This window comes from Nocardia sp. NPDC059236 (assembly GCF_042754085.1).
GTDB lineage: Bacteria > Actinomycetota > Actinomycetes > Mycobacteriales > Mycobacteriaceae > Nocardia.
On the sequence record NZ_JBHZAF010000007.1, the window covers coordinates 327328 to 340353 of the forward strand.

Annotated in this window: 9 protein-coding genes; 8 read left to right on the top strand and 1 reads right to left on the bottom strand. The window is 69.5% G+C overall.

What is annotated here, in order from left to right:
- The first annotated feature begins 3 nt into the window (after positions 1 to 3).
- The 8 genes from ACFXIV_RS20850 to ACFXIV_RS20885 all read left to right on the top strand — a co-directional run bounded on the left by ACFXIV_RS20850 (position 4) and on the right by ACFXIV_RS20885 (position 12097).
- Positions 4 to 1899: a serine/threonine protein kinase gene (locus ACFXIV_RS20850; RefSeq protein ID WP_379394162.1), complete on the top strand. Its 1896-nt coding sequence runs from the start codon at positions 4 to 6 to the stop codon at positions 1897 to 1899.
- Positions 1900 to 2106: 207 nt separating this feature from the next.
- On the top strand, positions 2107 to 3828 hold the full coding sequence (locus ACFXIV_RS20855; RefSeq protein WP_379394164.1) for a serine/threonine-protein kinase: 1722 nt from the start codon (positions 2107 to 2109) through the stop codon (positions 3826 to 3828).
- Positions 3829 to 3928: 100 nt separating this feature from the next.
- Positions 3929 to 4702, top strand: a complete 774-nt coding sequence (locus ACFXIV_RS20860) for an ABC transporter ATP-binding protein (protein WP_379394166.1) — start codon at positions 3929 to 3931, stop codon at positions 4700 to 4702.
- Positions 4702 to 7230, top strand: coding sequence for an ABC transporter permease (locus ACFXIV_RS20865; RefSeq protein ID WP_379394168.1), 2529 nt, complete (start codon positions 4702 to 4704; stop codon positions 7228 to 7230). Before ACFXIV_RS20860 ends, ACFXIV_RS20865 begins: the two co-directional genes overlap by 1 nt.
- Before the next feature lie 158 nt (positions 7231 to 7388).
- Positions 7389 to 8399: an ABC transporter ATP-binding protein gene (locus tag ACFXIV_RS20870; protein WP_379394170.1), complete on the top strand. Its 1011-nt coding sequence runs from the start codon at positions 7389 to 7391 to the stop codon at positions 8397 to 8399.
- Between the two features lie 40 nt (positions 8400 to 8439).
- Positions 8440 to 9492: an extracellular solute-binding protein gene (locus ACFXIV_RS20875; RefSeq protein WP_379394172.1), complete on the top strand. Its 1053-nt coding sequence runs from the start codon at positions 8440 to 8442 to the stop codon at positions 9490 to 9492.
- The gene (locus ACFXIV_RS20880) at positions 9489 to 11204 is read left to right on the top strand and encodes an ABC transporter permease (RefSeq protein WP_379394174.1); all 1716 of its coding nucleotides are present in this window, start codon (positions 9489 to 9491) and stop codon (positions 11202 to 11204) included. The genes ACFXIV_RS20875 and ACFXIV_RS20880 overlap by 4 nt, the downstream gene beginning before the upstream one ends.
- On the top strand, positions 11201 to 12097 hold the full coding sequence (locus ACFXIV_RS20885; RefSeq protein ID WP_379394176.1) for an exonuclease SbcCD subunit D: 897 nt from the start codon (positions 11201 to 11203) through the stop codon (positions 12095 to 12097). Before ACFXIV_RS20880 ends, ACFXIV_RS20885 begins: the two co-directional genes overlap by 4 nt.
- A gap of 53 nt (positions 12098 to 12150) precedes the next feature.
- Here the strand turns inward: ACFXIV_RS20885 and ACFXIV_RS20890 are convergent, their stop codons facing one another.
- On the bottom strand, positions 12151 to 13023 hold the full coding sequence (locus tag ACFXIV_RS20890; protein ID WP_379394178.1) for an SDR family oxidoreductase: 873 nt from the start codon (positions 13021 to 13023) through the stop codon (positions 12151 to 12153).
- Between the last annotated feature and the right edge of the window lie 3 nt (positions 13024 to 13026).

The following is a 13026-nucleotide window of genomic DNA, read 5'->3' on the forward strand; positions in this document are numbered from 1 at the left end:
GTCATGCTGTCCAACGGTGACGTTTTTGCTGGGTATGTCATCGAACGGCAGCTCGGCCGGGGTGGCATGGGTTCGGTGTACCTGGCCAAGCATCCGCGGCTGCCGCGGATGACGGCGCTCAAGCTGCTGAATCGGGAGATGGTCTTCGACAAGGAGGTCCGCGCCCGCTTCGAGCGCGAGGCCGACCTGGTCGCGCAACTGGACCACCACAATATTGTCACCGTCTACGACCGCGGGCTCGAGGACGGCCAGCTGTGGATCTCCATGCAGTACATCGACGGCATCGACGCCGCCAGCGTGAATCCGCAGACGCTGCCGCCCGAGCGGGCCGTGCAGATCGTCGCCGAGATGGCCGACGCCCTGGATTACGCGCACCGCAACGAGGTGCTGCACCGGGATGTGAAGCCCGCCAATATCCTGCTGGCCCGCTCCACCGGCGGTAAGGGCGAGCGGGTGTACCTGACCGACTTCGGCATTGCGCGGCTGCGCGACGACAGCGGTCACCTCACCCAGACCGGGACGTTCACCGCGACCCTGGCCTACGCCTCGCCCGAGCAGCTGACCGGCTCCGCGCTGGACGGCCGCTCCGACCAGTACTCGCTGGCCTGCACGCTGTTCTGGCTGTTCACCGGGTCCGGTCCGTTCTCGGCGACCAATCCGGCGGCCGTCATCCAGGGGCATCTGCAGAATCCGCCGCCGCCGCTGGGCAGTGCGCGCGCCGGGCTGCCGCCGAGCCTGGACCTGGTGATCGCCAAGGCCATGGCCAAGCGTCCCGAGGATCGCTTCCCCAGCTGCAGCGACTTCGCGGCCGCCGCCCGTCGCGCCCTGGCCAATCCGAGCGCGCCGGCCATTCCGCTGGTGCAGCGCACGTCGCCGCCGATGCCGGTGATGCCGTACACCGGCGGGCCGAACCCGGTGGCGCCGTCCCCGACCGGGGGTGCCATGCCGACCGGTATGCCCATGTATACGGGTGGTGCCATGCCGACCGGCAACCCGGTGACCGGAGGCTCGTACTCGACGGGTGTGCCGATGACCGGTGCGCCCATGCCGACCGCGGGCCCGCGTCCGCAAACAGCGCCGCCGTCCCAGGCGGTGCCGTATCCGGCTCCGACACAGGTCAATCCGGCCCCGCCCAAGCCGGTCGCCGGTAACTACACCGGGCGCGGGACCAATCAGTACACCCAGCCGCCGTCCTACACCTATCCGAGCCCGGGCCAGCCGCAGCGTCCGCCGGTCGCGCCGGTGGGGGCGCATCGGCCGCCGGCGCCGGCGAAGTCGAATACCGGCCTCATCATCGGCATCGTGCTGGCGGTGGTGGTGCTGCTCATCGTGGTGGTCGCGGTGATCGCGGCGGCGGGCAGCAAGGCCGGCGGCACCAAGGCCGGTGGCGCGCCGGGCAGTGTGGTGAACACCTCGGCGGGCGCGGCGCCCGGGGGAGCCCAGCAGATCGACTGGTCGGTCGCGGCCAAGCAGTTCCCGAAGCTGCTGCCCGCCGTCAAGACCGGCGGCAAGGGCTACAACGGCGCGACCTGCTGGGTGGCCGACTCGCCGGTCTCCTCCGACGCCACCGACGGCACCCCGGACTTCGGCGACTGGAAGGTGCAGTGGCGCTGCTACGGCGGCAGCAACAACAACGACCCCTTCTACCGCATCTTCGCCTACGACTCGGCCGCCACCGTGCAGACCGTCCTGAGCGGTCTGACCCCGGACACCAAGTCGCAGGACGCGAACGGCGGCAAGACCTACACCAACTACCAGCTCACCGACGACAGCCACCCGCGCCTGGTGACCGCCTTCACCGGCGACAACAACCGCGCCCAGTACCTCATGTACACCGACGGCCTCACCGGCAGCCTCGATCCGGTTCTGAAGTGGTGGAAGAACGCCCCCATCAACTGAGCTGCGGCATTCGAAACCCCGGCTCGATCAGGCTAGGGTCGGCGCAGTATCTGGTTCGCGGCCCAAGCACAGGTCGATGGAGCGCTCGTTCTGGACTGACGTAGCGGGGGAGCGAAGCGGAGGAGCGGAGGAGGGAAGAACGAGACCTTCAGGGCCGCGAACCCGCCGCAGCGAAGCGGAGGCAGATTTATTCAGAAAGGGAAGTTTGTGCTGCGCGCTGGGGAAGTGTTCGCGGGTTACGAGATCGAACGCGAACTCGGCCGCGGCGGCATGGGGTCGGTGTATCTGGCCCGGCACCCCCGTCTTCCCCGGCTGATCGCGCTGAAGCTGCTGAGCCGGGACGTGTTCGGCGATATCGAGATCCGGCGGCGGTTCGAGCGTGAGGGTGATCTCGTCGCGCGGCTGGATCATCCCAATATCGTGCCGGTCTACGACCGCGGCATCGATGACGCGCAGCCGTGGATCGCCATGCGCTACATCGACGGTCCCGACGCGTCCCAGCTGGAGGCCGCGAATCTGCCGCCGCGCCAGGCGATCCGGATCATCGCCGAGACCGCGCGGGCCCTGGATTTCGCGCATCGCCGCGGCGTGCTGCACCGGGATGTGAAGCCCGCCAACATCCTGCTCGAACGGCTGGACGGCGAGGAGCGAGTGTTCCTGGCGGACTTCGGCATTGCCCGCCTGCGCGACGACGCCACCAAGCTGACCCAGACCGGCTCGTTCACCGCGACGCTGACCTACGCCTCCCCGGAGCAGCTCTCGGGTCAGCCGCTGGATCCGCGCTCGGATCAGTATTCGCTGGCCTGCACGCTGTTCCGGTTGCTGACCGGGGATGTGCCGTTCGCCGCCGAGCATCCGGTGGGCATCATCCACGGTCACCTCAATCAGGCGCCGCCGCCGGTCAGCACGCTGCGGGCCGGCCTGCCGCAGGCGCTGGACGCCGTGCTGGCCCGTGCGCTCGCCAAACACCCTGAGGGACGGTTCGATTCGTGCGGCGAGTTCGCCGCGGCGGCCCAGCAGGCGCTGGAGAATCCGGCCGGGGCCACGGTGGTGGCGCACTCGCCGTTCGTTGCGCAGTCCGGCGGATCACCGGTGGCGCCAGGGCAATTCGGTCCCGCGCCGACGACCCCGTACGGTGTCGATCCGAATCCCGTTCCCGGACAGCAGCCGCCCGCGACCATGCGCTACACCGCCCAGGCGCCGGCGCCCGCCCCGCCCGCGCCGCGTCCGGCACCGCCGCGGAAGAAGCGTTCGAAGCTGCGGGGCTGCCTGCTGGGTGCGGCGGCCGTCGTGGTGCTGCCGCTGGTGGCGGTCGGCGGGTGTCTGGCCGCGCTGGATCGGAGTGGGACCTCGCACACCCCGGCGACCACCTCCGAGGCGCCCACGCCGACCACCGACGACGAGCCGACCCCGACCGAGACCACCGATCCCGCCGCCGGTATCCCGGAGCATTCCGGCACCGACGCGCAGGTGCTCAGCCAGCGCTTCCCGCAGATGCTGCCGCAGTCCGACCCGAACGCCGACTCGAACTCCGGCACCGGCTACCAGGGCGCGGCCTGCTCGACCTACCAGCATTCCGCGCCCCCGCCCGACACCGGATCCGGCGATCCCGACCTGGGCAACTGGGCGGTGGCCTGGAACTGTGCGGGCGGTGTCGGCCACCCGAGCTACCGCTTCGTCATGTACCGGTCGGCCGCCGATGCCGAGGACGCCCTGAACACGCTGTCGGGGTTCTCCCGGTCCGACGTCAAGGTGCACGGCAACCTGTACACGAACTACCAGCTCAGCGACAGCGCCCTGCTGCGTCCGCGCCTGGTGACGGAGTTCCACTCCCAGGACGGCAAGCACGCTTTCCTGATGTACAGCACCGGTTTCCTCGCCACCGACGACCAGCTGCTGGATTGGTGGCGGTCCGCCCCCATCAATTGAGGGCTGTTCGACGGGCGTGTTTGTGTGGAGTCTGTGAGGACATCGGCATCGGGGACATCCCGGATGGCGTCCATCCCAGAACCTAGACACACTGGACATCATGACTTCGAACGTCTCGGAATCCGCCACGCTCGAGCAGAGCACGGCCGCGGTCGCCGCCCGAGCGACCGATCTTGTGAAGATCTACGGATCGGGCGACACACAGGTTCGTGCGCTGGACGGGGTGACAGCCGAGTTCGCGAAGGGCGAGTTCACCGCCATCATGGGGCCCTCGGGCTCGGGCAAGTCGACCCTCATGCACTGCCTGGCCGGTCTCGATGCCGCCACCGCGGGCACGGTCCACATCGGTGACACCGATCTGACCAAGCTCTCGGACAAGCAGATGACCATGCTGCGCCGCGACCGCATCGGCTTCGTCTTCCAGGCGTTCAATCTGGTCCCCACGCTGACCGCGCTGGAGAACATCACGCTGCCGTTGGATATCGCGAACCGCAAGACCGACGAGGAGTGGCTGGCGACGGTGGTCAAGCGGCTGGGCCTGGGCGACCGGCTCACCCACCGGCCCGCCGAGCTGTCGGGTGGTCAGCAGCAGCGCGTGGCCTGTGCTCGCGCGCTGGCGGGCAAGCCGGACATCATCTTCGGTGACGAGCCGACCGGCAATCTGGACTCGCACTCCTCCGGTGAGGTGCTCAGCATCCTGCGGGCGGCGGTCAACGAGTTCGGGCAGACGGTGGTGATCGTGACCCACGATCCGCGCGCGGCCTCCTACGCCGACCGGGTCGTCTTCCTCGCCGACGGCCAGATCGTGGACGAATTGCGGGAGCCCACCGCCGATTCCGTGCTCGACAAGATGAAGTCGCTGGAGACGCTCTGATGGCTGCCTCCCCGATGCGCAAGGTCGCCTTGCGCAATCTCGCCGCGCACAAGGTGCGCCTGGTGCTGACCGTGCTGTCGGTCGTGCTCGGAACCGCCTTCATCTCAGGGTCTTTCATCTTCACCGACACGCTGCAGAGCACCTTCGACGGCATCTTCGCCGCCCAGGCCAAGGGCGTGGACGTGCGGGTGCAGCCCAAGGAGCAGCAGTCGCTCGGTGTGCCGAACGACGTGGTGGACAAGCTCTCCCACCTGGACGGCGTCAAGACCGTCGCGCCCAGCGTCAACGGCCCGGTGGTGCTGCTGAAGGACGGGCACGCCGTACAGACCGGTGGCGCACCGAGTTTCGGGCAGTCGTATCTGCCGCCGGGCAAGTCGGTGGCCGAGCCGGACAAGTTCATCGACGGCGTGCCGCCCGCCCAGCCGGGTCAGGTCGCCATCAACAAGGGCGGTGCGGAACGGGCCGGGCTGAAGGTCGGCGACCACACCACGGTGCTGGTGCCGTCCAAGGGCAATATCGACGTCACCATTTCCGGCATCTACGACATCGACGCCTCCAGTACCGGCGGGTTCATCGCGCTGCAGTTCGAGGATGCGCAGGCCCGCCAGCTGTTCACCGACGGCCTGCACGTCGCGTACGTGGACATCGCGGCCCAGCCCGGGGTGAAGGCCGATGATCTGCGCGATCGGCTCAAGGCGGCGCTGCCCGACTACAAGGTGCAGGACGCCCAGCAGGTGCGTGACGACTTCAAGGCGCAGCTCGGCAATGCGCTGAAGTTCATCAACTACTTCCTGCTGGCGTTCGGGTCCATCGCATTGCTGGTGGGCACGTTCATCATCTACAACACCTTCTCCATGCTGGTTGCGCAGCGGCTGCGCGAACTGGCGCTGCTGCGCGCGGTCGGCGCGAGCCGCGGGCAGATCTCGCGGTCGGTGGTGGGGGAGTCGCTGATCGTCGGATTGATCGGCAGCGCACTGGGTCTGGCGGCGGGCGTCGGCCTGTCGTTCGGCCTGTCCGGGCTGCTGAATGCCTTCAAGCTGGGGCTGCCCACCGGCACCATGTCGCTGCAGCCGCGCACCGTGCTGGTGGCCCTCGGCGTCGGCACCGTGGTCACGGTGCTCAGTGCGTACGCGCCGGCGCGGCGGGCGGCCAAGGTGCCGCCGGTGGAGGCGATGCGCTCGGAGTCCAACTCGGCCGGAGAGTCGTTGCGGCTGCGCACCATTATCGGCGCGGTGCTGGCGGTGGCCGGCGCGGTGCTGGTGGTGCTGGGTGCGCGCGGCACCGGCGGCAGTGCGGCCACGGTGGTCGGAATCGGCGCTGCCGCACTGATTTTCGCGGTGCTGTTCGCCTCCCCGGCGCTGTCGCGACCGGTGGTGACCGGGCTGGGTGTGCTGGTGCGGCCGTTCGGTCCGGTCGGAAGGATGGCGCGCAACAACGCGATTCGCAATCCGCGCCGGACCGCCGCGACGGCTTTCGCGCTGACCCTGGGCCTGATGCTGGTGTCCGCCATCGGCATGCTCGGCTCCTCGGCCAAGGCCAGTGTGAGCGACCTGGTCGACAAGGGTGTGAAGGCCGACTACATTCTGGCCGGGCCGCCCGGCGGCATCATCGGCGTCCCGCTGGCCGCCACCGCGACCGTCGGGCAGGTGCCGCAGGTCAAGGACGTGGTGGCCTTCCACGGTGTCGCCCTGAGGGTCGACGGCAAGCAGGTGCTCGGCACCGCGCCCGAGGGGCCGATGGCCAAGGCGCTCAACTACACCGTGGAGCAGGGCACCGACCAGCTCGGCGACGACGACATCATGGTGTCGGAAACCTATGCCTCCGACCATGATTGGAAGCTCGGCGAGAGCGTCGAGATCTCCAGCATGGACTACAAGAAGTTCAAGGTCACCGTCGCGGGCATCTACAAGGACACCCAGCTGCTGCAGAACATGGTCACCCCCATGGCCCTGTACCAGAAGACGGTCCCGGTCAGCTACCAGTCCAGCTTCCTGGTCCTGGTCGCCGCCCAGCCCGGCGCCGACCTCCCCGCTATGCGGAAGAACCTGGAGAAGGCCACCGAGCAGTACGTCATCGTCCAGGTCCAGGACCGCAACGACTTCAAGGGCGCCGAGGGCAAACAGATCGACACCCTGCTGGCCATCCTCTACGGCCTGCTGGCGCTGGCGGTGGTCATCGCCATCCTCGGCATCGTCAACACGCTGGCCCTGTCGGTGGTGGAGCGCCGTCGCGAAATCGGCATGCTCCGCGCGGTGGGCATGCAGCGGGCCCAGGTCCGGCGCAGCATCTACCTCGAATCCATGCTCATCGCCATCTTCGGCGCGGTGGTAGGCGTCATCCTCGGCCTCGCGCTCGGCGTAGGCTTCCTCAAAACCCTTGCCGACCTGGGCATTGCCACCATCGCCGTGCCCTGGGTCCAAATCGTGCTCATGCTCCTCGCCTCCGGCGTGGTCGGCGTCCTCGCCGCCCTCTGGCCCGCCGTGCGAGCCGCCCGCACACCCCCACTGGCCGCCATCGCCGACCTGTAGGCACTCCGGACCGATCTGGGCCCCTCGGGATTTCGATCCCGAGGGGCCCATTTCGTCTCCGCTGCCGCGGCCTCGCTGCGGGGGCTGAGACGAGTTGTCATCGGGCGTTCACCCGGCGCGCCCGAAGAAGTCAGATTTGCTGCCTACTGTCAGCCGCCATGTTTGCTGTGGCCGGGGAGGGACTCGGGACGCGGGTCGTCCTTGAGGAACTGAGCCGTACCTATTCGGACGGGACCGGTTTGCTGCCCATCGATCTGGTGATCGAACCCGGGGAGTTCGTGTCGGTGCTCGGGCCGTCCGGGTGTGGGAAGTCCACGCTGTTGCGGCTGCTGGCGGGGTTGGACCGGCCGCAGCGGGGGCGGATTCGGCTCGGTGACGAGGTGGTCTGCGATGTCGGGCGGGGGGATTTCGTGCCGCCGCGGCGCAGGCGTCTGGGGATGGTGTTCCAGGATCTGGCGTTGTGGCCGCATCTGACTGTCGCGGCGAATGTCGGGTTCCCGCTGCGGGTTACCGGCGTCGCGCGCGCCGAGGCGGGGCAGCGGGTGGCCGAGGCGCTGGCGCGGGTCGAGCTGGCCGCGGCGGCGGAGAAGATGCCGCATCAGTTGTCCGGGGGGCAGCAGCAGCGGGTGGCCATCGCCCGGGCGCTGGTGGCGCGGCCGAGCCTGCTGCTGATGGACGAGCCGCTGTCGGCGCTGGATGCGGCGCTGCGGGAGCAGCTGCGCACCGAGATTCGGTCGCTGACCACGGAATTGGGTCTCACCACGGTCTTCGTCACCCACGATCAGGCGGAGGCGTTGAGCATGTCCGACCGCATCGTGGTGATGCGGGCCGGGCGCGTGCTGCAGCACGGTAGTCCGGAGGAGCTGTATCACCGGCCCGCCGATCTGTTCGTGGCGGAGTTCGTCGGCACCTTCAATCCGCTGCCGTCCGGTGGCGGTGTGCGCGCCGAGGCCGTGCGGGTCCTCGGCGACACGCCCGCCGGGCCGGACGAAGTGACCGTGTCGGGGACGGTCCGGTCGTCCGTCTTCACCGGCGGCGCATACCAGTTGCGCTGCGCGGTCGACGGCGTCGATCGGCTCTGGACGGTTCCGGACCGGCGCGCGCACGCGGCCGGGACCGAACTGCGGCTCGCGGTACGGGCAGACGACGTCGTCACTCCCGCCGCCTGAACCCGCTCTCCACCAGGCTTTTTCGAAAGGAATCCCCGAAATGTCGATGTCCCGTCGCGCTTTCGCCGCGGCCACGCTCGCGTCGGCGCTCGTGCTCGCCGGTTGCGGTTCGGCCGCCGATGACACCGCGAAGACCGCGGTCACCAGCACCTGGACCGCCCCGGCGGGCCTGTCGGGCGAACTCACCCTGTACTCGGCCAACCCGCAGGAACTCACCGACGACCTGGTGGCCGCCTTCACCAAGGCGTCCGGCGTGAAGGTGAACGTCTTCGCCGGTGAGACCGGCAAGATCACCGCGAAACTCGATGCCGAATGGGCGAATCCGCAGGCCGACATCGCCTACCTGGCCTCCTGGACCCCGGCCGCGAAGTACGCCGCCGACGGCCGCACCCTGCCCTACCGCCCGGCCGGATCCGACCAGATCCGCGCCGGCTGGGCCGGCAAGGACGACGCCTTCGTCGGACGCGACGGTTCGGCGCTGACGCTGGTGGTCAATACCAAGGCCACCACCGCCCGCCCGCAGGACTGGGCCGATCTGGCCGGGCCGGACTACAAGGGCAAGGTGATCATGCCCGACCCACGCGAATCCGGCACCGCCCGTGACCTGGTCGCCGCCATGGTCGCGGCCTGGGGCAAGGACAAGACCTGGGAGCTGTTCGACAAGCTCTTCGCCAACGGCATGGTGGTGCACGGGGCGAACGGCCCGGCCCTCGACGATGTCACCGCCGGATCGCATGCCGTCATCCTGGGCGGCGTCGACTACTCCGCCTACGACGCCATCGCCAAGGGCGAACCGCTGCAGGTGATCTCGCCGTCCTCCGGCACCACCATCACCCCGCGCCCGGTGTTCGTGCTGAAGACCGCCAAGAACCCGGCCGCGGCGAAGGCGTTCCTGGACTTCATGTTCGCCCAGCAGGGTCAGCAGATCTCGGCCGCGCACCAGATGATTCCGGCCCGGCCCGAGGTATCCGTCGCCGACGGCACCCGCAAATACGAGGACGTCAAGCAGCTTTCGTTCACCTGGGACCAGGTGAAGAGCAGCGGCAGCGACGTACTCGCCGAATTCATCAAGCGCTATCTGGGCGCGGCGTGACCGCACGCCTCGACGAGGCCGCACCCGGTCGCGCGGCCACCCGCCCGCGCACCGGCGGCGGGGTCTACGCCCTGCTGGCGCTGCTGCTGGTCGGTGTGGCCGCGCCGCTGGTGGCGGTGCTCATCCGGGCGGTGACCGGCTACGACGGGCGGCCGTCCGCGCTCGGGCAGCTCACCGAATCGGCGAATCTGCGGATCGTCGGCAATACGGTTTTGCTTGGTGTGCTGGTCGTGGTCATCGCCACCGTGATGGCCGCGCCGCTCGCCTTCCTCATGTCGTGGACGCCGCTGCGGCGGCACCGATGGATCGACATCGCCGTCATGGTCCCGTTCCTCACCCCGCCGTATGTGGCGGCCATGGCGTGGCTGGACTTCACCCGCGTCAACGGTCTCGCCGAGCGGTGGTTCGGGCCGTTCGGCGCGGGGTTGCGCGCGGTGGTGGAGACCCCGGTCGGGATGGCGGCCATCATGGCGTGCGAAATCTTCACCTTCCTGTACCTGCTGCTGCGCAACCGGCTCGACACCATCCCCGCCAGCGCGGATGAAATGGCCGCGGTGGCAGGGGCATCCGCCGGGCAGCGGCTGCGGCTGGTGCTGGCCCCGCTGCTGACACCCACCTATGCGCTGGGCGCGCTGATCGTGTTCATCCGCGCCGCAGGCGAATTCGGCACGCCGGTCACGCTCGGCAATCAGATCGGCTTCCCGGTGCTGGTATCGGAGATCTACGGGAACGTCACCATCGACCCGCTGAACTTCCCGCGGGCCGCTGCATTGTCGAGCCTGCTGCTGGCGATGGGCATGACCGTGTGGGGGCTGCAGCAGTGGGTGAGCCGCCGCGATATCGGGTTCGGCGGCCGCGCCGCGCGCCGCGCCACCGTCGGGACCGGTCGCTGGACCGCGGCCGCGCTGCTGTGGCCGGGCCTGGTGCTGCTGGTGTCGGTGGTGGTGCCGTATATCGCGATCCTGCTGGGCGCCATGACGATTCTGCGGTCCAAGCCGCCGACGCCGGGCAATCTCACCTTCGACTACTTCGCGCGGGTGCTGCGTCCGGGCCGGGGGCTGGAGGCGCTGCAGAACAGCGTGGTGCTGGCCTTCATCGCGGCCACCGTGACGACCGTGCTGGCCGTCGCCTGCGCCCTGGCGATCGTCCGGCGCGGCCGGGATGCCGTGCCGCGGGCGCGATCCGCGGCCCGGCGGGGCGTCGATCTGCTCGGTATCGCGCCCGACACCGTGCCCACCATCGTGCTGGTCATCGGCTTCATCTTCTTCTGGAACGCGCCCTGGCTGCCGGTCACGCCCTACAACACGCGCGCGATGGTGGTGCTCGCCTATGTGGTCATCACCCTGCCCATGGCGTTGCAGCAGGTGAAGACCGCCTATGCCGCCATCGACGACACCCTGCTGGAGGCCGCGGCCGCCGCGGGCGCGAACACCTGGCAGATCCTGCGCCGCATCACGATTCCGCTGCTCGTCCCCGGCATCGTCGCGGGCTGGCTGCTGGCGTTCCTGCTCGGTGTGCGCGAGGTCGTCGCGTCCTCGATGGTGCGGCCGTCCTCGCTACCGCTGCTGTCGCCGTGGATTCTCGGCCAATTCGATCAGGGCCACCGTGCCGAGGCGATGGCCATGACCGTGATCGGCGTGCTCAGCTCGACCGTTGTCCTGGTGATCCTGGAGTGGTGGCGGCACCGCCTCACCGACCGGTCCACCCGATGATCCGGCTGGCACACGTCGCCGACATCCACCTGGGCGCCCGCCTGCGGGCGGTCCCGGACTATCCCGGATGCCCTGCCATCGACCCGGTCGAGGACGCCTACGCCGCGTCCGCCGCTCTCCTGCAACGGATTCTCGACGAACGCTATGACGGCGTCCTCCTCGCCGGCGACCTGTTCGACCGGCACGAAGCCACCCCGCGTGCCCTCGCCACCGCCGAACAGGCGTTGGCCGACCTGCACGACGCGGGCATCCCCGTGGCTCTCATCTGGGGCAACCACGACGCCGAATCTCCCCTCCCGCAACACCTCCGGCTACCACCCACCACCTGGCTCGCCCCCGCCGACAACCCTGCCACCCACCACTGGCCCGACCTCGGCATCGTCCTGCACGCCCAGTCCATCGCCGCCCGCGACGACCTGCGCGACCTTGCCGCCGGCTACCCCACGCCCCTCGCCGCCGCGACCAACATCGCCCTCCTCCACACCAGCCTCACCGGCCAACACAGCCGCCGCGCCTGCGCCCCGACCACTCTCGCCACCCTCGCCGCGCATGGCTACGACTACTGGGCCCTGGGCCACGTCCACCAGCGCACCCACCTCGGCCCGGCCTCCTACGCGGGAAGCCCCCATCCCGCCCGCAAGTCCGAGACGGGCCCGCGTGGTTTCCTCGAACTCCGCCTTTCCGGCACCCTCACCACCCACCCCGTCGACACCTCGCCGGTCATCCGCGAACCTCTCACCGCCACAACAGAAGACGACATCTGGAAGCAGTTCGACAACTACCCGCCGACCGCCCGTCTCGTGATCTGGACCCTGAACGGCCCCACCGACCTGCTCGCCCCCGCCCGCGCCGCAGCCCGCAACTACCCCAACTTCGCAGTGGCACTTCCATGATCAACCGCGGGTAGCCCGGCCTGTATGGCCGGGCTACCCGGTCGGTGGAGTTGTCAGGCGCCGAAGTCGGCGCGGTGGTCCTCGGCCCACTCGGCGAGAGTGCGTCCGGGCTTGCCGGTCACCACGGTGGCGGGCCGCACCCGGTCGGGGGTGGTGAGGGTGTCGCTCCAGTAGTCGAGCAGCATCTTCATGATCGGCTCCGGGATGAATTGCGCTGTCTCGGCGCGGAATTCGTCGGCCGTGATCTCGATCAGCGGGATCTCCCGGCCGAGCGCGGCACTGAGCGTGGCGACCTGCTCGGTGCGGGTGAGCGCCTGCGGGCCGGTGATCGGGATGATCTGGCCGATGTGCTCGTCGGACAGCAGCGTCTCGGCCGCGGCCTCGGCGACGTCGAATTCGTGGATCGGGGCCTGAGCGGACGCCAGGTACGGTGCCCGGATCGGCGCACCCGAGCCGATCTGCCACCGCCATTCGAGCAGGTTGTTGGCAAAGGTGCCGGGGCGCAGGATCGTCCACCCGTCGGTGCGCTCGGTGACGGCGGCTTCCACGGCACTGTGGTGCAGCTGGCTCGCCGAGCCGTGGTCGCGGGGGAATTCCATCGCCGCCGCCAGCGAGGACAACACCGTGAACCGGTGTACTCCAGCGGCCACAGCCGCGTCCATGAAAGTGTCGACGCCCCGCGCCGGGAACACGAAGGCGCGATCAACACCCTCGAACACCTGCGCCCCGAGGGTCGAGGCGTCGGCGAGATCACCCGCGACAACCTCGACCCCCTCGGGCAGGTTCGCGTCCTCGGGCTTCCGGGTCAGCGCGCGGACCGCGACGCCGCGAGCGAGGAGGGTGGAGACCAGGTGACGACCGACGCCCCCGGTCGCTCCGGTGACGAGAACGGTCGGGCGGGAGTTGCGAATCTCTGTGCTGCTCATGAC